The 19,049-nt window shown below is 64.9% G+C and carries 14 protein-coding genes and 2 pseudogenes; 3 read left to right on the top strand and 13 right to left on the bottom strand.

Going from position 1 to position 19,049, the window contains the following annotated elements; translation table 11 throughout:
- Positions 1–2: 2 nt before the first annotated feature.
- Positions 3–1,871, bottom strand: coding sequence for a protein kinase domain-containing protein (locus tag AWB68_RS49310; protein ID WP_087643818.1), 1,869 nt, complete (start codon positions 1,869–1,871; stop codon positions 3–5).
- An 810-nt stretch (positions 1,872–2,681) separates the two neighbouring features.
- On the opposite strand from AWB68_RS49310, the gene AWB68_RS08005 reads away from it, so the two are divergent.
- Complete coding sequence (locus AWB68_RS08005; RefSeq protein ID WP_087643819.1) at positions 2,682–3,437, top strand: YoaK family protein; 756 nt, start codon at positions 2,682–2,684, stop codon at positions 3,435–3,437.
- 57 nt (positions 3,438–3,494) lie between these two features.
- Here AWB68_RS08005 and fnr read toward each other — a convergent pair whose 3' ends face one another.
- From fnr to AWB68_RS08035, 6 genes and pseudogenes are all read right to left on the bottom strand, one after another.
- A complete protein-coding gene (gene fnr, locus AWB68_RS08010) occupies positions 3,495–4,271 on the bottom strand; it encodes a fumarate/nitrate reduction transcriptional regulator Fnr (RefSeq protein WP_087643820.1) in 777 nt (258 codons plus the stop codon).
- Positions 4,272–4,448: 177 nt separating this feature from the next.
- A complete protein-coding gene (locus tag AWB68_RS08015) occupies positions 4,449–5,111 on the bottom strand; it encodes a response regulator (RefSeq protein ID WP_087643821.1) in 663 nt (220 codons plus the stop codon).
- Positions 5,108–6,388, bottom strand: a pseudogene (locus AWB68_RS08020) (PAS domain-containing sensor histidine kinase); the annotation flags it as partial. The pseudogene AWB68_RS08020 and the gene AWB68_RS08015, both read right to left, overlap by 4 nt.
- A 52-nt stretch (positions 6,389–6,440) precedes the next feature.
- Positions 6,441–7,679 carry a hypothetical protein gene (locus tag AWB68_RS08025; RefSeq protein ID WP_087643823.1) on the bottom strand — a complete coding sequence of 413 codons (1,239 nt, stop codon included), beginning with the start codon at positions 7,677–7,679 and terminating at the stop codon, positions 6,441–6,443.
- A 69-nt stretch (positions 7,680–7,748) separates the two neighbouring features.
- Complete coding sequence (locus AWB68_RS08030) at positions 7,749–8,255, bottom strand: universal stress protein (RefSeq protein ID WP_087643824.1); 507 nt, start codon at positions 8,253–8,255, stop codon at positions 7,749–7,751.
- A gap of 34 nt (positions 8,256–8,289) precedes the next feature.
- Positions 8,290–9,129: a universal stress protein gene (locus AWB68_RS08035; protein ID WP_087643825.1), complete on the bottom strand. Its 840-nt coding sequence runs from the start codon at positions 9,127–9,129 to the stop codon at positions 8,290–8,292.
- Positions 9,130–9,554: 425 nt separating this feature from the next.
- On the opposite strand from AWB68_RS08035, the gene AWB68_RS08040 reads away from it, so the two are divergent.
- Together AWB68_RS08040 and AWB68_RS08045 are read left to right on the top strand one after the other, a co-directional pair.
- Entirely contained in the window at positions 9,555–10,247 is a 693-nt protein-coding gene (locus AWB68_RS08040; RefSeq protein WP_087643826.1) for an NnrU family protein, read from the top strand.
- 177 nt (positions 10,248–10,424) lie between these two features.
- Complete coding sequence (locus tag AWB68_RS08045; RefSeq protein ID WP_087643827.1) at positions 10,425–11,405, top strand: Dyp-type peroxidase; 981 nt, start codon at positions 10,425–10,427, stop codon at positions 11,403–11,405.
- Positions 11,406–11,614: 209 nt separating this feature from the next.
- On the opposite strand, the gene AWB68_RS48160 is transcribed toward AWB68_RS08045, so the two are convergent.
- The 6 genes and pseudogenes from AWB68_RS48160 to glpK all read right to left on the bottom strand — a co-directional run bounded on the left by AWB68_RS48160 (position 11,615) and on the right by glpK (position 18,988).
- Positions 11,615–11,782, bottom strand: coding sequence for a hypothetical protein (locus tag AWB68_RS48160; protein ID WP_160109986.1), 168 nt, complete (start codon positions 11,780–11,782; stop codon positions 11,615–11,617).
- A gap of 703 nt (positions 11,783–12,485) precedes the next feature.
- Positions 12,486–12,686 (bottom strand): annotated as a pseudogene (locus tag AWB68_RS51340) (tannase/feruloyl esterase family alpha/beta hydrolase); the annotation flags it as partial.
- A gap of 443 nt (positions 12,687–13,129) precedes the next feature.
- Complete coding sequence (locus AWB68_RS08055) at positions 13,130–14,209, bottom strand: hypothetical protein (RefSeq protein ID WP_087643829.1); 1,080 nt, start codon at positions 14,207–14,209, stop codon at positions 13,130–13,132.
- Positions 14,210–14,865: 656 nt separating this feature from the next.
- Complete coding sequence (locus AWB68_RS08065; protein ID WP_087643831.1) at positions 14,866–15,561, bottom strand: nucleotide-binding protein; 696 nt, start codon at positions 15,559–15,561, stop codon at positions 14,866–14,868.
- 327 nt (positions 15,562–15,888) lie between these two features.
- Positions 15,889–17,457: a glycerol-3-phosphate dehydrogenase/oxidase gene (locus tag AWB68_RS08070; RefSeq protein WP_087643832.1), complete on the bottom strand. Its 1,569-nt coding sequence runs from the start codon at positions 17,455–17,457 to the stop codon at positions 15,889–15,891.
- Positions 17,458–17,464: 7 nt separating this feature from the next.
- Entirely contained in the window at positions 17,465–18,988 is a 1,524-nt protein-coding gene (gene glpK, locus AWB68_RS08075) for a glycerol kinase GlpK (RefSeq protein ID WP_087643833.1), read from the bottom strand.
- Positions 18,989–19,049: the final 61 nt, after the last annotated feature.

The following is a 19,049-nucleotide window of genomic DNA, read 5'->3' on the forward strand; positions in this document are numbered from 1 at the left end:
TCCTACATGGCCCAGATGCCGCGTCTGCCACTGCGCGCTTCGTTTTCTGCTGCTACATATGCGCCGGGAGCGCCCGCTCTCGATCGCGCCCAGCCGTTGCGCACAGCTCGCTCTGCTATATCCTCCCCTCGCAAAAGACATTGATATGCGTCGTCGGTGCGGGTGTGGCATACGAGCCGCCCGCCCCGCGCGTTGATGTATCGCCTGAGCGCCTCGGCCTGCGCGCCGTCCTCGCCGCGAATGGCATAGAGGTTGACGACGTGGCCCGCGACGACGAGGGCGCTGGAGTCAAGCACCACCGTCACGCGTCCTTCGAGCCCGGGCTTTTCCTGTGCCGGCGGGGTCTTTTTCTCTTCCGCGACGCTCGCTGCCGGGGGCGTTACGCGAGTGGTGTTTTTCGGCGCCGGCGTGGCGGGCGGCTGCGGCGGCGGCTCGGAGGCTTGTTGCTGCGGCGGTTCGGAAGTGTGTTGCGGTGGCGTTTCCGAGGCTCGCTGCGGCGGTGATCCGGACGCTCCTTGCGACGGCAGTTCGGACGCGGCCGGCGGCCTGGCGGGAGCAGGCGTCTCGACTATCGTGCGTTGAGCCGGGATCGGCGACACCGTCTGCTGCTCCTGATGCGTGGAGTGCCAGTACCGCCATCCTGCTCCGCCGGCCGCGACGACAACCAGACCGAGCGCCGCGAGCCCCGCGATCATCGGCTTGCCCATGCGCGCCGCTGTGCTTGCGGGAGTTTGGCTCGCGCCTGGCGTCGCGCGCCCGGGTGCTTGCTGGGTCGGCGCCTTGCCGACATCGTTCCGAGCAGCCACAGATGCACGCGCAGACGCAGACGGAGCCACAGGCGCAGGCGCTTCAGTCTCGAACGACATCCGCGACGATGTCGCGCTGGCGGCCTTCGTCACGCCGAGTTCGTCGGCGAATGCTTCGATGCTCTGAGGACGGTCGGCGGGCATGATGCCCAATGCGTGATCGACCGCGCCCAGGAAGCGTTCCGAATACCAGCCGGCCGCGGCTTCGACCAGCGGCACATAGGTATCGTTGACGATGCGGCCGACCGAGGCCGGCGGCGTCGTCCCACGAATCGCACAATAGATCGTGGCCGCGAGGGCGTAGACGTCGGTCCAGGGCCCTTGATTCAGGGACACCACTTGCGCGTACTGCTCGACAGGCGCGTAGCCCGTTTTCAGAATGACGGTGAGCGCCTGCGTCAGGTCGCCGATGATCTGGCGGGCCGCGCCGAAATCGAGCAGCACCGGGCGGCCACTGTCCTTGAGAATAATGATGTTGTCCGGCGAGATATCGCGATGAAAGCACTGCGCGCGATGCAGCGCGCCGAGCGCATCGACGAGCGGGCCGAGCAGGTTCAGCAGCAGCGCTTCCGAGGGCGGCGCGGGCATCTGGCGCAGGGCGTCCTTGAGCGTCGTGCCCTCGTAATACGGCATCACCATATATGCCGTGCTGTTGGCTTCCCAGAATCGATGGACCTTGACGAGGGCCGGGTGGTCGAACTGGGCGAGCATTCGCGCTTCGTTGACGAAGCTCTTCAAGCCCGCCACGAAGGCTTCCTCGTGACGCTCCGAGCGCACCGTCACCTCCGAGTGCCCGTGACGCGAGGCAAGCGAGGCCGGCATGTATTCCTTGAGCGCGACGTTGCGCCGGAGTTGAGTGTCCCAGGCGAGATAGACGATGCCGAAGCCGCCTTCGCCGATCAATCCGAGAATCTCGAATTCCGCAAGCCGGGTGCCCACCGGCAAGGCGTTCGGCGCCTCGTCGACGATGGCGCGGGGGCGCGTCGCCACGTCCGCGTCGCTCCCCTGCTCAGTCGAAAGGGGAGACCGGCTTAACCGCACGGTCTTGTCGTCAAAACTGTTCATCGCAGGCGCTTGGGTTGGTCATCGAGGCTCGTCGTGGAGCGCTTGCGAATACTTCCATCGCATGACTCCCGGTCCTTTCCTTAGAACGAAGAGTGCGGCGGATTCTGAAGTCGGGGTCTTTTGTGCCTTGGCGTCGCACTGGCGAAGTGACGGCGGTGCCACATTCAGCCAGTGGCGCGAACTCGAGCGCGACCCTTGCCGGATAGCGTGCGAACTACGCCGACGCCACTCGAAGCGCTTTCAATATTTTTTCGGCTGTTCGTCTTGTTGATATGGCCCTAGGCCCTTTTAAAGAGCAGTCGCGGACAAGCGTCTTCCCCTTCCAAAACACACGCCAGGGAGAACCTATCGACGAACGCGCAACGGCGACTTTCGACGCGGTCTCCCGCATGCGCGAGGCGCGGCCATGACGTGGCGCGCAGTTATCGCGAGCGGCAGCGGATCAATTCAGGATCGTGCCGCCCGATCATTCTCAGGGTGGCCAGACAAGGGAGGGATCATGACGCAATTCAAGGTATTCAAGCATCCGTCGGGCATGAGTGAGGCGGTCAAGTAGGGCTGGTCCTGGCCCGCGTTCTTCTTTACCTATGTCTGGGCCTTCGTGAAACAGCAGTGGCGTCTTGGATTCGGCCTGCCCGGCGGATTGTTCGCGCTTGTCGTGATCCTCGACGCCATAGGCATCTGGAGGGCGGGGTGGTCGAGGTGAAGTGGAACATCCCGGGTCACGCGGAATCCTGATGCAACCCATCGCACGGAAACCCCGAATATTGATGGCATAAAATAGGCGCTCGCCCGTTCTCGTGCCGGTCAATGCCGATCCACTATCTTCGCAGTCTCACTGCACGCCATCGCACCGGCGCGGCTAACCGCCGCCTCGGTTTCGCACTCGCGTTCGTCGCCGGAGCGGCGAACGCGGGCGGCTTCCTGGCGGTCGGGCAGTACACGTCGCACATGTCGGGCATCGTTTCCGCGCTCGCCGACAATCTCGCGATCGGCGAGACGATGCTGGTCGTCGGCGGATTGAGCGCGCTGGCGGCGTTCCTATGCGGCGCGGCGGTGTCGGCGATTCTCATCAACTGGGGCCGGCGCAGACAGGCCCACAGCGAATACGCGACGCCCCTATTGCTCGAAGCCGGCTTGCTGCTTTGCTTCGGGTTGCTTGGTTCGAATCTTGAGCATCATCGCGTGATGTTCATGCCGGCCACGGTCGGCCTGCTGTGCTTCGTGATGGGCCTGCAGAACGCAATGATCACCAAGATCTCGAAAGCCGAGATCCGCACGACCCATGTGACAGGACTTGTCACCGACATCGGCATCGAACTGGGCAAGCTTTTCTACTGGAATCTCGGCGCGGCGCAGGAAGGCGGCGACAAGGTGCGCGCCGACCGTGCCCGGCTGCGCCTGCTTTCATCGCTGCTCGGGATGTTTCTCGCCGGGGCCATCGTGGGCGCTTTCGGTTTCAAGCATGCCGGCTTCGTCGCGACGGTGCCGCTCGCCACGATCCTCGTCGCACTCGCGGTCGTGCCGGTTCTCGACGATCTGCGCGGCAGGAGCATGCGCGTCTGAGCTGCACGAGGTGCGCGCGCCCTGGTCCATCGAAGCGCGTTTGTCAGCAGCGGGCGACTACAGCCGCTCCAGTTGCTCGTGATCGAGGATGCGAATCTCCTTGCCGCGCGCGTCCACGATGCCCGCCTTTTGCAGTCTCGAGAACATGCGGCTCACCGTCTCGAGCTTGAGCCCCAGATAGCTGCCGATTTCCTCGCGGCTCATGCGCAGCACGAAGTTCGCCGGCGAGTAGCCGCGCGCCTTCAGCCGCTTCGACAAATTGAGCAGGAATGCGGCGACCCGCTGCTCGGCGGTCATCGTGCCGAGAAGCATCATGAGGCCCGACTCGCGCACGATTTCCCCGCTCATCAACCGGTGGATGTGATGCTGCATCGCCTTGACTTCGCGGCACAGCAGTTCGAGCAGGTCGAACGGAATGATGCACACCGTGCTGTCTTCCAGCGCGATGGCGTCGCTGCCATGACGATCGTCGAAGACACCATCGAGGCCGAGCGTGTCGCCCGGCAGGTGAAAGCCCGTCACCTGCTCCTGGCCGTCGCGATGCGTGAGCAGCGTCTTGAAGCAACCGGTGCGCACCGCGTAGATGCTGTGAAAGGGATCGCCCGCGCGATACAGCATCTTGCCGCGCCTGACGACCCGCGTCGAACCGATGATGGAGTCGAGCCGCGCGAACTCGACCGCCGACAAGTCCGCTGGCACGCAGACGCGCCGCATCGAGCAGCCGGAGCAGCGCGCGCCAGCCACGCACTTGCCGCCATTGGCTGCGACGAGGGCGGTCCGCGCCACGGGAGGACACACCGACGTGGAAGTGGCACTGTCGATCGCGGATAGCATGTCCGGCTCCTGGGCTCATTGAACGTTCGCGGCGGCGCCGCGTGCCGCGCGCGAGGCGCCGCACGCAGCCCATTATTGGACGCCCGTTCTCAAAATTAAATCGGCGATGGCGGAAGCTGGCGTAGGGTTTCGCGAAGCTGTGTAGGGCATTCCTGACACGGCACGACTTCGACTGCATCACAACTCGTTGCGGTCGTCGAAGAGCTTGTGACGCACCGCATACCGCACGAGTGCGGCTTCGTGCGGCATCTGCATCTTCTCCAGAATGCGCGCCTTGTAGGTGCTGACCGTCTTCGCGCTCAGGCACAGCGCCTCGCCGATCTCGGTGATCGTTTCGCCCGCGCAGATGCGCTGGAACACGTCGAGCTCGCGGTCCGAAAGGCGCTGATGCGGCAACGCATCGGAGGGTTCGTTCACGCTCTGCGCGAGGCTCTGTGCCAGGCGCTCGGCCATCGCGAGGCTCACGTACACGCCGCCCGCCGCCACCTTCGTGACCGCGGCGACCAGTTCCGCGCTCGCGCTTTCCTTGGTCAGATAGCCAGCGGCGCCCGCCTTGAAGGCGCGGGTCGCGTATTGCTGCTCGGCGTGCATCGTGAGCACGAGGATGCGCAGTGCGGGCTTCTCGTCCCTGATCTGTCTGATGAGTTCGATGCCGTTGCGGCCCGGCATCGAGAGATCGAGCACCAGCACATGGGCCGCTGTCGAGCGCACGAGGGCGAGCGTGCCCGCGCCATCGCTCGCCTCTCCCGCGACCTCGAAGCCGGACGCGTTCGTCAGGATGTGCCGCAAGCCATCGCGCACCAGCGCGTGATCGTCGGCGATGAGGACCCGGGTCGTCATGTTGGTGCTTCCTCGTGCTGGACGGCGCGTAGCGGCAATGTCACGGTGACCGCGAACCCTTCGCCTCCGGCCGTGCGGACGGACACCGACCCGCCCAGCATGCGGGCCCGCTCGCGCATGCCGATCAGGCCGAACGATTTGCCGCGCTGGGCATTCGTCCCGGGACTGCCGCGTCCATCGTCCGTGATGGTGAGAATGACATTCTCCGCTTCGATGTGCATGTCGAGCGTGACGCGCGTGGCGTCGGCGTGGCGGGCGACGTTCGTCAGCGCCTCCTGCACGATGCGAAAGAGCGCGGTCGCGGCGTGTGGCGTGAACGCGATCTCGCCCGAGTCGATGCGACGCTCGACCTCGACGCCATAGCGGTTCGTGAAGTCGTCGGCCAGCCAGTCGACGGCGGGCAGCAGGCCGAGGTCGTCGAGCATGACGGGACGCTGGTCGGCCGCGATGCGCCGCACCGACGCGACCGTCCGGTCGACCAGCGCGCGCATGCTGTGCAACCGCCCGACGATCTCGGCTATGGGCGGCGACGCGTCATCGAGCGCCGCCTCGACCGACGACAGGTCCATCTTCAGCGCGGTCAGTTGCTGGCCGAGATCGTCGTGCAACTCGCGCGCGATCCGGCTCTTCTCCTCCTCGCGCACGTTCTGCAGATTCGCCGACAGTTCGCGCAATTCCTCGCGCGAACGCCTGAGCGCTTCGTCGGCTTTCATGCGCTCGGTGACGTCGCGCAACATGACGGTGTAGAGCTTGCCGTTGTCGTCGTCGATCTGCGAGATCGACGCTTCGATCGGGAACTCTTCGCCGTCGGCGCGCAGGCCGAAGAGCACGAGCTGCCGTCCCATTTGCCGATCCGACACGCCGGTGACGCCGAACTGCCGTACGTGGCGAGCGTGCGCTTCGCGAAAGCGTTCGGGAATGAAGCGCGAGAGCGGCGCGCCGAGCGCGTCCCCGGCTGCGCAGCGAAACAGCTTCTGAGCCATCGGATTGAAGATGACGATGCGCTGCGCCTCGTCGATCGTGATGATCGCCTCCATCGACGTGCGCACGATCGCGAGCATGCGCGCGTCGTTACGCGTTGCTTGCGCACGCGTCTCGCCGCTGCGCTGCCGGGCACGCGCGAACGCGGCGCCGCCTGCCAGCAGCAATGCGGCAAGGCCGCTCAGGAGCGGCAGAGCGCGTGCGCGCGGTTTACCGCGAGCATCCATGAAAGCCCCGGATCGAAGACATGCGACGAACGTTGCCAGGAGAAGCGCGCGTCCGAATGACGTGCGGCGCCGGCAAAAGCATTGTCGTCGATTCTCGCCGATCCTGGCTGTTCCGGCCCGCTCAAAGCAGGTGCGAGCGCGTGCAGGCTTCGGTCAGCATGCGAGTCCGCCGATCGAAGACGCGGCACACGTCGTCGCACGCGAGCCGCCCTTGCGGCGTAAGAACGAGGTGTGTCGCACCGATCGACAATGCGCCCGCGCGTTCCAGCTTGCGCAGCGCCTTCCATTCGGCGCTGAAATACCGGCGGAAGTCGATGCAGAAAGCGGCCTCGAGCGTCGCGATATCGACGAAGAGATCGGCGGACAAGCTTGCGATCACCGCGCCGCGCACGATGTCGTCGTGCGTCAGCAGTAGTCCGCGCTCGATGGGCAGCGTTTCCCGTTCGAGCGCGGCGAAATAATCGCGCGGCACGCGGTGATTCTGATACGACAGCGGCCCGAGCCGGCCGACCGAGCGCGGGCCGAGCGCAATCACGGAGCCGACTGGACGCGCTGAACATGCGAAAGGTGGTCGATTTGCCGGGCGCGGGCCGCGGGTGTCGGCGCTTTGGCCTGACGCCGGTGCGAACACATTGCGCGCGACGCAGGCATAGCCGGCATCGATGAGCCGCCGCGCCGCGTCGCCGCGATGCGCAGCCGGAAGCACGATTCGATCGGGCGCGGCGGCGATGAGGCAGTCGATCAGGCGGGCGGCCTCGCGGACGCGGCGCGCGGGGGTGGCGGACACGCAGGCTTCGATCCACGGAAAGCCGAGCCGGCGCGTTGCCGTGATGACGGCGGCGGCCGCGTGCCCGTCCCCATACGACAGGATGCGTAGCGTGGTCGCGCCGAGCGCACGCAGCGTCGCGAGCGAGACCTCGGTTGCGTCGCACGGATCGATGACCGCCACGCGGTTCGCGTTGGCCGTGAGCCGGAAGTGCCGGTCGATTGCATCGCGAAGCGCGGCCAGCGCGGCGGGCGAGCGCGACGTCACGCCGGCGGACCATTGCACTTCGAGCACGTCGGCAGGTTCGCCGCGCGCCGCGTGATAGAGCGCCATCTCCGTTTCGAGTTGCGACAGGCATGGGCTCGTATCGGCGCGGTCCACGCAATCCGCGCAATCCGTGCGCTCGCAGGCACAGGCGCCGGCGCAGCGGGCCGGCAGGTCGATGTCGAGGGCTACGGGCTGCCACCAGCCGGGCGCGGCATGGCGGGCGATCCATGCGCCGACGGCGTTCGTCCCGAAGGCTTCGACGAACCACTCGGCGGCCGGATAGAGGCAGGAAGGCGCGTGGACTCGGCCGCCGATGGACGGATACATTGCTTGCCGGTGCGATGGGTTTGTCGGAACCTGCGCCGGCGCTCGCCGCACCGACCCCTCAACGAAACATCAGTACGGCTCCTTTCGCAGGTTCGACTCCTCCCGCACGGCCTCCGATTGCGCCTTGGACGCGCGCTCCGGGACCAGCAGCACCGGGCACGGCGACAGGCGCAAGAACTGCTCGGCCACACTGCCGAGCACCATCCGCCGCCAGCCGCGCCGTCCGTGCGTGCCCATCACCACGAGATCCGCGCCGTACTCCCGCGCGCTCGCGAGAATGCGGTGCGCGATGTCGTCGCCGGTCAGTTCGACATCCGCCACCCGCGGCGCGCCCCGAACGCCCGCCTGCTTCAGGCGCTCCGCGGCATCGACGCTCAGCTCGGCGCCTTCATTCACATACGCATCGCGGATATCGACATAGAAGTCGGCGGTCGCTGCGACGCTCACGGGCGGCACATCGACCACGTAAAGCGGCTGAAGCTCGGCGCCGGTGGCACGCGCGATCATCAGCGCCTCATCGAACGCATGGTTCGCGATTGCGCTGCCGTCGATGGGAACAAGGATTCGGGTGTACATGGAGGGTCTCGTCGGTTCGGAACGCAAAGTGCGTTCAATGCGACATCAGGACAGGCACGGTCATCGAGCCAAGCACGGTGCGGGTCGCGCCGCCCAGCATGAGTTCCTGCCAGCGCGCGTGGCCGTAGCCGCCCATGACGACGAGATCCGCACCCAGATCGGCGGCCCGCGATAGCAGCAGTTCTCCTGCATTGGCGTCGGCCACCGCTTCCGTCACGGACACCTCGACGTGCACGCCGTGGCGCGCAATGCTCGCGGCGATGTCCGAGCCGGAGATGCGCGCAGGTGTCCCGTCGTGGCTTTCTGAATCGATGCTGACGAGCGTCACCCGCCTCGCGATCTTGAGAAGCGGCAGCGCGTCGTACACCGCGCGGGTTGCTTCGCGGCTGCCATCCCACGCGATCATCACGTGCTCGCCCACCGACGGGAAGAAGCCCGCGTAGGGCACGAGCAACAAGGGCCGGCCCGCGGACATCACGAGCGTCTCGGGGAAGTGCTCGCCGATATACGACTCGGGGTCGTTCGGGTCTTCCTGGCCCGCGACGATCAAATCCGCACAGTGGCCAACGCGCGGCACCGCGAGATTGGCGTGACCCTGCGCCTCGACCCATTCCCCCTTCACGCATGCGCGGGCGACTTCCGCATGGAACAGCCGTTCGATGGCGCCACGCCGCTCGCGACGCGACGCATCGTGTGTTTCGAAATAAGCAGCCGAGCCCGCCATCACGTAGAACGAGCGCGCCTCGGGTGCGAATACGGCGTAGAGTCCGGTCAGATGCGCATCGAAGCGCTTGGCGAGGTGTAGTGCGAGTTCCAGGCGCGCATGCGCGCGCTCGCTTGCGTCGAGGTGGACAACGATACTTTTGAGGTTCATCGCATGTCTCCGGTGGGTAGGGGCGGGAGCGCGAATACCGCTTCCGGCCTGCATCGACTGTACGAGCGAGCGGCGTAACGCACTTGATCCAGGTCAAGCGCGAGCGAAGCTAGAGTTGGGGTGTCCCGGAGCGTTACCCACTTGCAGGAGCGCGTGCATGGCGCGAAGGCAAAGCGGCGTGAACGAGACTTTTCGATGGAGAGAAGCGGCCGAGGTCGATTTCCCCTGGATGGCACACGAAGTTCCAATCTTCGATACTGTATAGGGGCAAGGGCAACTCTCCGCCTTCCATGGCGGCCAGATTGCGATGACGACATGTCCGAATGAAGACATCGTCATGCCGAAGCACGCTCGATGCCGGCGCCACGCGGCTTCGCGAACGAGCGCGCCACAGCGGCCAACGACATGAATCGAGGAACCGGCCAATGGAAAGCACCAACGCAGTCGCGGTGGCGGCAATCGCCTTCGTGGGCAGCCACTTTCTCCTGTCCCATCCGCTGCGCGGGGGCCTGGTCCGCGCCATCGGCGAAAGGGGGTTCCTGGGCCTTTATTCGCTGGTTGCGTTCCTGACGCTCGGCTGGATGATCGTGGCATACCGAAAGGCGCCTTTGACGGCACCGCTTTGGCCGGTAGGGAACGGCCTCTGGGCGATCGCGACCGCGCTTATGCTGATCGCGTCGATCCTCCTGATGGGTTCGCTGATCCGCAACCCGGCACTTCCCACGGGCGGCCGGCCCGGCGCGATCCCGGAAGCAGCGCGCGGCGTCTACGCGGTGACGCGCCATCCGATGATGTGGGCGTTCGCCCTCTGGGGGCTGTGCCACATCGCGGTGTTTCCGGTGGCCAAGAACATCGTGGTCGCAGCGGCCATGATCATCCTCGCGCTCGTCGGCGCCGCGTTGCAGGACCGGAAGAAGGAACGGCTCCAGCCCGATCTCTGGCCGGCATGGGAGTCGAAGACGAGTTACGTGCCGTTCGCGGCGATCGCCGCTGGCCGGGCGCGGCTCGGCGGGTTTGGCCTGCACGCCATTTTGGGCGGCGTCGTGGTGTGGCTCGCCGCGACCTGGGCTCATGTTCCGCTCGCCGGTTGGGCTGCGGGCATCTGGCGCTGGGTGTAGCTTTCATCGCCGCGACGACCGGCGCAACCTGCAAGTGTCACGGTCTTTACCCTCGCGCTGCTCGCTGGAATTGATTAACCTTGCTGGACTCGTTCCAACCAGCGGGGTCCTGCCTTTCGCTCAAGACCCCATCCCCCTGTTGCCGTGATTTTTTAGCGAGTCGAGAGAATGTGTCCGATGCCTGACGACATCCCAGAACCGCAAGCCGTTTGCCATTCCATTACCCGCAGCGCCATTTTTCTCGTCGCCACGCTCAAGCCCGGCGTCGAAAGCGAGAACACCGTGCGCGCGGTGTGTGCCGACATCGCCGCCCTGGTTCGCGCCGTGGGTACGCGCGCGCCCACGGCTGATCTGTCATGCGTGTGCGGCTTCGGCTTCGATGCATGGAATACGCTTTTCGGTGCGCCGCGTCCCGCGTGCCTGCACGCGTTCCGCGAGTTTGGCGACGGCACGCGCCGCGCGATCGGTACGCCGGGCGATATCCTGCTGCATATCCGCGCCGACCATATGGATCTCTGCTTCGAACTCGCCGCCCAGTTGATGGCGCGGCTGGGCGAGGCGGTATCGGTGGTCGACGAGGTTCATGGCTTCCGCTATTTCGACCTGCGCGACATGGTCGGTTTCGTCGATGGCACGGAAAACCCGCAAGGCCGCGAGGCGCTCGATTTCGCGCTGATCGGCGATCAGGACCGCGAATTCGCGGGGGGCAGTTATGTGATCGTGCAGAAATACCTGCACGACATGGTCGCGTGGGAATCGCTTCCCGTCGAGGCACAGGAACGCATCATCGGCCGCAAGAAGCTGTCCGATGTCGAGCTTCCCGAAGGGGTCAAGCCGTCGTCGTCGCACAGTTCGCTGACGACGATCGAAAAGGACGGTCAGGAAGTCAAGATCCTGCGCCACAACATGGCCTTCGGCCGACCCGGCGCGGGCGAGTTCGGGACCTACTTCATCGGTTATGCCAGCTCGCCCGAGCCCATCGAGCAGATGCTCGAGAACATGTTTGTCGGACGGCCGCCCGGTAACTACGATCGCTTGCTCGATTACAGTCGGGCGGTGACCGGGGGCTTGTTTTTTGTTCCGTCGGCACCGTTGCTCGAGGCGTTGGCGGATCGCAGCCCCAAGCCTTCGGCTGACGAGGCCGAGTCGGCCGGGTGATTGGTGAGACCGGGAAGGGTAGTGCGAGGCTGCGTTTCGTGGCGCCAGCGTTCGCGGACTTGGCGGTGCAGAGATTGAGCGCGTCCGGTTGTCGATATCGATGTCGATGTCGATACCGAACATTCGTGTGCGGCTCATCTCAAGCCGGCCGATCCGCATTGTCGGAGGACGCCGTCTTGCAGCGCCTCGCCCGCGCCCTGAGCCTTTGATCAGTAGGCGTCGAAAGCCACCGTGCGCCAGCCGATTTTCCGCACACGTTCCGACAGGATGGGCGAGCTTAAGTACTTGGCGTCGACGAGCCCGTTGAGCGTCTGCAAGCAGGTGCGGATCTTCTCGGGTTGCCACGTGAGGCCGACATCGTCGAAGGACAGGAGCATTCGCGCCTGTAGGTCGCTGCGTCCGCGATTTCCAGTTGCGTTGCGCCCGCGTGAACGTAGCTGCGCCCGCCGAGGCCGGCGCGCGGTTCGAGGAACACGGTGACGTGGATCGGCTGCGGACTCGTGGGCGGGTGGCGCGTGAATACGAGGTCGCCGGTTACGAAGGTGTTGATGCTGTCCGTCAGCTTGCTCATGGTGCCCTCCGCGTTGCCTGGATGAGGTGGCGGTCAGGTAATGGTCGGATATGACGATAGGTTTTTGGGGGTGGTGGTCAGGGGGTTTTATGAAGGGGGGCGGATGGTTGATTACGGCTTTGGGGTGGGTTTTGCAGAGTGGAATCGCTCACGCCGACGAGTCGCCTGGCTGTCGTGACGATTGGTGCGGTTTGGGGGATGCAGGGGCACCGCGCCATACCGCGACGGGCGGGAGTCGGCCAGGAAGGGACAGTCGTGGTTTGGCGCCGTACGGCCGTTCATTGGTGCATAGGTGACGTGCGCCGATGGTCGCTTCTGCTCTCGGTGGTCCGGCCGTCCGCACGCACGAACACGCGCTTGAGATGGCCTCTGTCCCAAGAGAGCCAGTGAAGTGATTGAGCGCTGCTACTGCAAGTTGCGGGGAGCGCCTTCCAAACGGGCGCCCCCTGCGGTTTCCCCCATTCGGCCGCTTATACGAATCAGGCCTCAGTCGAGGGTGACGTCGCTTTCTAACGGCAAACAAAGTACGCAGCAACGTTAATACCTCCAGATCGTCCGTAGCGTGACTGCTGCGGGTAGGGACAGAGAGGGCGACTCCGCGACGCAACATTGGGGTAACCAGGGTTTGTAGCACTGGCAATGACCAAGTCGAGTGCTACGCCGCTCTCCACCCAGCTCACGAGCTGCGGCAGCATATTGAACTGTCGGTCGCTGGTGCCGCCGACTGCGCATAGATTCCTGGGGACCGGTCAGCGTTTGTGGATCGGTATCGAAGGTGTAGGCAAGCGAGTAGCTGAGGGCATCAGCCGTCGAGATGGGCACGCGTGGCGGCGCGGTATAGACCACCGCTTCCGCGGGTGCAAAGACCAGCTTGGTTGCATTGCTGGTCGCCGATGCATAGCCGCCAAGACATCATGAGCGCCAGTTCTGGCTATACGTGGTACCTGACTGCGCACTCACTCTGGCGTCCCAGGGCCAATCCGGGTAGGGCTGTTTTTCCGTCGAATGCAATGGACCCGCAAACGCCTTCTCGAGCGTTGAAATCTGATCAGCGGTCAGCGGCGGCGGCGGAACTGACGGTACACACCAATCCCCACCACTGGTTTTCAGTGCAATAAGGTCAACATCGCCTGGCCCGGCAACGCCGCCGCCTTCAGACTGGGCGGTCGGGAATGATCTCCTTGGGATTCTTCGCTACCCAGGTGTCGTTGTCGACCGTGCCTACCAGGAAACCTTTGTCGTCGTGTGAGAACATCGTGAAGAGCGGAAAACCGCCTTCGTGCTTGCGGTAGGCAATCGTCACTTCGCCGTAGCTGTACTGGTCGAGCACGAGTTTCTGGTAATTGATGGCGGCCTGCCGTCTGGCGGAGAGCAGTTCGGGCGTGAAGGGGACCGTTTTGATCTTACCGTCAGGCTTCCCCCATTTTGCTTTTGTCTTCAGCGCCTCTTTGCCGGCGTCGTTCAGGTACTCCTTGTCCCTCACGGTGGCACCCGTCTCGGCGAGCAGGCCGAATTGGAACTTCGGCACCGTGTCGCCCGCGCTGTTGATCTTGTAGCTTACAGGAGTGGCCAGCGAGAAGTTCGTGCTCATGTCGTGCTCCGCAGCCAGCTTCACCCGCGTCATGCGAGCCCGGATGAACCTGACCAGACGGTAGAATTCGGGCCGCTCCAGGCGCACGCGTTTGCCCAGGTCGTTGAGCATTTGGAACAAGGCTTGATCCTCCTGGTACCCCAGCGGCATGAAGACGTAAAGCTTTTTGGTCACATTGTCCATGCCAGCCTCCAGCTTCTTGTACTGCTGCTCACTGATGGGTCGCTGCGCACTCATCAGCCCGGAACTGGTGTCGTGAAGGCCCAGGTCCAGCTTCTTGCTGTCACCGCCTTCAAAGGGCAGAAAGTTACGTGGGTCGATCCTCAGACGCATACCGCTCAATCCCTTGTCGAGGGCATACGACATGCCACGCGGGTCAACGAAGCGATGCATCTGCTTGTCAGCGCCCTTGAAGGCGATCGAATCCTGCCAGACGGGGTCCATGCCCTTCACCGACAGCCGCTGCTCGCGGAAGGCGCAGGCGATGGTGTCGTCGCGCTCAAAGGCCTTGTAGTCGTCATACCATCGGTCCATCAGAGGTATCAGCGCTCCGAAGTCGACGCGTGACTCCCAGTCCAGCCCCCTGACTCGCCCCGCCTGGTTCAGCAGATGGAAGATGGCGTTTCGATTGGTCGTGTTCATAATGGTGGTCGTCCTTTGCAGCCTACGTGGGCGCTGACGGGGCTGCCTCCTGAAGGGGGCCGTGAACTGCAACGGCTGCGCGCAAAAACGACTATACGCCTGGGACCGACGGGCGCCCCTGACTGTCGGGTCCTCAGCGCTGCGATATGCCGTTCACCGAGCTCCAGCCGCTCAGCCGCCTTAAAACACCGCAGGCGCCCTTCCGCGACGGCCTCGATGATCTTGACTCGTTCCAGTCCGCGCATGCTCGCCGTGATCAGGCCACGTCCTTTCATGATGCCCCCTTATCGACGCATCCCGCCACCGTGCGCCTCGGGCAGGAGTCGGAAATTTCTAATGAGCCAGAATCGGACACATAAAAAGCCGAGACAAAAAAAGTCACCAGGAATCGCGGATGGATCGACAATCGGGTCGTTCAATCGGGACAAATAGTCCTGCGTGAGCATGGACGGAGCGAACACGAACCGACGGCCTCCAGTCACACCCGATGGCGACACGTAGGGCAAAACGGCCGCTTGGGAGCGGGGTAGTGACATTCGCAGAAACTAACTGAAAGGCAGGAACGGGTCGGCAGGGGACGTTCGCATCAGAGGAGGGACAGCGAATGGCGGGCAGACACCGAACTTCCCGATCCGTCGAGGCTCGCCACTCGTCGGTCAGGGCGCGACCTTGTCGATTTCCTCATAAATGCGGTTGAGCCAGACCTTGACCCGCTGGCGTTCAAGCATGCCAAGACCGGTGCTCGCGCGATCCGGATGATATGCCGCGGCCCAGAAGCTCGAATTTTTCTGGTCGATTTTCTGCATCGTCGTGTCGGGAAGATGGCGCAGCGAAACGACGTTCGCACCAAGCGCTTCCGCGCGCTGACGTTGGCCTGAGGCTTCCAGCAATTCGAAGCGCTCGCCTCGGATTTCGTTCAGCACGATCACGAGGCGCAACTTGCCGCCGAACTGATCGAGCCATTGCCGCAACAGGTCGACCGAATCGTGGCCCGCGTCCATGACCTGCCACCACGTGAGTGCAATGCCGTTTTCCTGCGCGATACCGAGCACGTCGGCGTCGTCGAACCACTTGGAGATCGATTGTTGGGTCTGCGCTGCGAGGTCGACAAGGATGCGGCGCTCGGGTTGTTCGAGAGCTTGCTCGATAACCGGGTCGAGACTGTCGTGGTCGTCGAGCGCGGCGGGCGCGGTGAAATCGGCGTAGTAGCGCAGCAGCGCTCCGTGTGAGCGGTCCGTGTCGAAGCCCAGAAACGGCAAGTTGTGGTCGATGAAGTACTGCGCCAGAACGCGGGCGACGAGCGATTTCCCGACCCCGCCTTTTTCCCCGCCGATAAAGTGTACAAAGCTCATGTGTTCGATTCCTATTGTCCCGGTGGATCTGCGATGCAAGCGCGCGGCGCGGCCTGCACATAGGCTATCCGGTCGAAATTCGCGGAGGGGTTTTTTTTGCCTGGCCTTGGCGCACTGCGCGCCGAACAGGCGACCATGCATCATGCCAGACGACTATGACGGGACAATCAAATCGAAACCGTCAGGATAAAACTCGACTCGCGGGCCTCGTAAGACAACGCGTAAGCTAAAGCGGAACGCCGACGGAGGCGTCTGGCCAGTAACGGTCATGCAATCACGGGCGGCCCCATAAAAACGCCAGCACGAAACGCAGCAGGAAACCACACCTCACCCCAACCCCCACCCCCGCGCAAACACCTCAAACCGCTCCACCTGCTCCCGCTGCCACCTTTCACCAAACCCCAACACCTCCGCCATAACCCTTGCAACCTCCGGCGCGGCCCGCCGCGCCGCCGCCGCATCGAGAAACAGCGCGCGGTTCCGCCGCGCCAGCACATCTTCCACGCAGCGCGCGAGTTCCGCCTGGGCCGCGAACCTCACCTGCGCCTCGGTCAGTCCGCTCGCCTCCACAAGCACGTTCGACGCCCCCGGCAGTTGCGCGACGACGCTCTCGTCGGTCCCGTAATACCCGCCATCCCCGCTAAAGCCAACCGCCCCATGCAACGGCAGCGCGTCAGTGCAACATGGCGCCGCCGGCAGTATCCCCTTCGCGACCGCAAGGTCGATCACTTCCTGCGCCATGTGCCGGTAGGTCGTCCACTTGCCGCCCGTCACGGTGATCATCCCGGTGGAATGCAACTCGACCGTATGCTCCCGCGACAGCGCCGCAGTCGATGCACTGTCGTCGCCCTTGACCAGCGGCCGGAGCCCCGCCCAGACGCTCAGCACATCGTCTCTCGTCGGCGCGACCGACAAATAGTCCGCAGCGGTCTTGAGGATGAAGTCCACTTCCTCATCGCTCGCGCGCGGTTCAAGCGGCAGGTCGCTACGGGGCGTGTCGGTCGTCCCGATGATCGTCCTGCCATGCCATGGCACGACGAACAAGACGCGGCCGTCATCCGTCTTCGGCACCAGGATCGCATGACGGCTCTTGAGAAAGTGCCCCGGCAAGGTCAGGTGAACGCCCTGGCTCGGAGCGACGATCGGACGCGCCGACGGGTCCGCCATCGCGCGGATGGCGTCCACCCAGACGCCCGTCGCATTGACGACGCAGCGCGCGCGCACCGTCAGCCGATCGCCCGTCTCGACTTCCTCGACGGCGATCAGATGTTCCCTGGCGGCGTCGTCGAAAGTCACTCCGCGCACCGCGGCATTGTTCAGCGCCACGCCGCCGAGATCGAACACGGTGCGCATGAGCGTGATGGCGAGCCGTGCGTCGTCGAACTGGCCGTCGTAGTAGATCGTTCCGCCGCGCAGCGGTCGCCCGTGCAAACGCTCGGCGAGCGTCGGCATTTCGGCGCGCGTTTCGGCGAGACTCAGGCTGCGGCTCGCGGCGAGATTCAACGAACCCGCGAGCCAGTCGTAGATCTTCAGTCCGGCGCCATAGTACGGCTTGTCGCGCCGGCGATACGCGGGCACCACGAAGCCGAGCGCGCTGACGACATGCGGCGCATTGCGCGCGAGCAGGCCGCGCTCGCGCAACGCCTCGCGAACCAGCGCGATATTGCCCTGCGCGAGATACCGCACGCCGCCGTGGACCAGCTTGGTCGCTTTGCTGGAGGTGCCTTTTGCGAAGTCCCGCGCTTCGAGCAACAGCGTGCGATAACCCCGCGACGCGGCATCGACGGCCGTGCCGAGACCGGTCGCGCCGCCGCCGATCACGACGACATCCCAGAGCGCCGTCTGGTCGAGTTCGCGCAGGAGACTCGCGCGGTCGGGGGGAATGATTGATTGCATGTCGGAGTCAGGTTGCGCTGCAAGGTTGATCGGCCGGCACGTCCCACGCGCGAGCGCGGTCGATCGCGCGATGCCATTGGGCGATCCGCTGGCCGCGCTCGTCGGCCGACATCGCGGGTTCGAAACGTCGCGCCGCGCGCCATTGCTGCGCGATTTCGTCGAGGCCCGACCAGAAGCCGGTTTCAAGTCCGGCGAGGTACGCCGCGCCCAGCGCGGTGGTTTCGATCACGGCGGGCCGCACGACCGGCCTGCCGAGCAGGTCGGCCTGGATCTGCAGCAGCAGGTCGCATTGCGACGCTCCGCCGTCCACGCGCAACTCGCTTACCGCGATGCCCGCATCGGCCTCCATCGCGCTCAGCACGTCGACCGTCTGCAACGCGATGGCGTCGAGTGCGGCACGCGCGATGTGCGCGCGTCCCGTCCCGCGCGTCATGCCGAGGAGGGTGCCGCGCGCGTAGGGGTCCCAGTACGGCGCGCCGAGTCCCGCAAAAGCGGGCGCGAGGATCACGCCTTCGCTGCTTGCGCATTGCGCGGCGAGCGCTTCGATCTCCGGCGCGCTCTCGATGATGCCGAGCCCGTCGCGCAGCCACTGGATGATCGCGCCGCCCATGAAGACCGATCCTTCGAGCGCATACGTCCTGTGCGCGCCGAGTTGCCAACCGACCGTCGTGACAAGCCGATGGCTCGATGCGACCGGCTGCGCGCCCGTGTTCATCAGCAGGAAAAGGCCGGTGCCATAGGTGTTCTTCGCGAGTCCCGGTTCGACGCACGCCTGGCCGAAGGTCGCCGCTTGCTGGTCGCCGGCGATGCCGGTAATGGGCAGGCTCGCGCCGAACAACGATGCATCGGTATGCGCAAGCGCGCCGCTCGAAGGCACGATCTCGGGCAACACGGCGCGCGGAATGCCGAAGAGCGCGAGCAGGTCGTCGTCCCAGTCGAGGGTTTCGATATTGAACAGCGAGGTGCGCGATGCATTCGACGCATCGGTCACGTGGCGCCGGCCGCCGCTCAGTTGCCAGACGAGCCAGCCATCGACAGTGCCGAACGCCAGCTCGCCACGCTCCGCGCGCGTGCGCACGCCGGGTGCGCTGTCGAGCAGCCATGCAAGCTTGGTGCCGGAGAAGTACGGGTCGATCAGCAAGCCCGTCCTGCTCTGGATCAGCGGCGCGGCACCTTGCGCCGCGAGCCGTTCGCAGTGCGCCGCGGTGCGGCGGTCCTGCCAGACGATCGCCGGGCCGACCGGCTCACCGCTCGCGCGATCCCAAAGGAGCGTCGTCTCGCGCTGGTTCGCGATGCCGATCGCGGCGATATCGGATGCTTGCGCGCCGGCCTTGCGCAACACTTCATGCGCGACGGCCAGTTGCGATTGCCAGATATCGTGCGGATCGTGCTCGACCCATCCCGGGTGCGGATAGTGCTGCGCGAACTCGCGCTGCACGGCAGCGACGGGTGCGCCGCTGCGGTCGAAAAGGATCGCGCGGGAACTGGTCGTTCCCTGATCGAGCGCGAGAATGTAGCGAGGCCCGCTCATGACACGAACGCTCCGGACAAAGTTGAAGGAATCGGGATACGGGCGGCGCGCATGTCCATCG

The sequence above is a fragment of the Caballeronia choica genome (genome assembly GCF_001544535.1).
GTDB classification, from domain to species: domain Bacteria; phylum Pseudomonadota; class Gammaproteobacteria; order Burkholderiales; family Burkholderiaceae; genus Caballeronia; species Caballeronia choica.

Bases quoted from the DNA above. Each gene is read 5' to 3' on its own strand.
- AWB68_RS49310 (WP_087643818.1), bottom strand. From the start codon at position 1,871: ATGAACAGTTTTGACGACAAGACCGTGCGGTTAAGCCGGTCTCCCCTT.
- AWB68_RS08005 (WP_087643819.1), top strand. From the start codon at position 2,682: ATGCCGATCCACTATCTTCGCAGTCTCACTGCACGCCATCGCACCGGC.
- fnr (WP_087643820.1), bottom strand. From the start codon at position 4,271: ATGCTATCCGCGATCGACAGTGCCACTTCCACGTCGGTGTGTCCTCCC.
- AWB68_RS08015 (WP_087643821.1), bottom strand. From the start codon at position 5,111: ATGACGACCCGGGTCCTCATCGCCGACGATCACGCGCTGGTGCGCGAT.
- AWB68_RS08025 (WP_087643823.1), bottom strand. From the start codon at position 7,679: ATGTATCCGTCCATCGGCGGCCGAGTCCACGCGCCTTCCTGCCTCTAT.
- AWB68_RS08030 (WP_087643824.1), bottom strand. From the start codon at position 8,255: ATGTACACCCGAATCCTTGTTCCCATCGACGGCAGCGCAATCGCGAAC.
- AWB68_RS08035 (WP_087643825.1), bottom strand. From the start codon at position 9,129: ATGAACCTCAAAAGTATCGTTGTCCACCTCGACGCAAGCGAGCGCGCG.
- AWB68_RS08040 (WP_087643826.1), top strand. From the start codon at position 9,555: ATGGAAAGCACCAACGCAGTCGCGGTGGCGGCAATCGCCTTCGTGGGC.
- AWB68_RS08045 (WP_087643827.1), top strand. From the start codon at position 10,425: ATGCCTGACGACATCCCAGAACCGCAAGCCGTTTGCCATTCCATTACC.
- AWB68_RS48160 (WP_160109986.1), bottom strand. From the start codon at position 11,782: ATGCTCCTGTCCTTCGACGATGTCGGCCTCACGTGGCAACCCGAGAAG.
- AWB68_RS08055 (WP_087643829.1), bottom strand. From the start codon at position 14,209: ATGAACACGACCAATCGAAACGCCATCTTCCATCTGCTGAACCAGGCG.
- AWB68_RS08065 (WP_087643831.1), bottom strand. From the start codon at position 15,561: ATGAGCTTTGTACACTTTATCGGCGGGGAAAAAGGCGGGGTCGGGAAA.
- AWB68_RS08070 (WP_087643832.1), bottom strand. From the start codon at position 17,457: ATGCAATCAATCATTCCCCCCGACCGCGCGAGTCTCCTGCGCGAACTC.
- glpK (WP_087643833.1), bottom strand. From the start codon at position 18,988: ATGAGCGGGCCTCGCTACATTCTCGCGCTCGATCAGGGAACGACCAGT.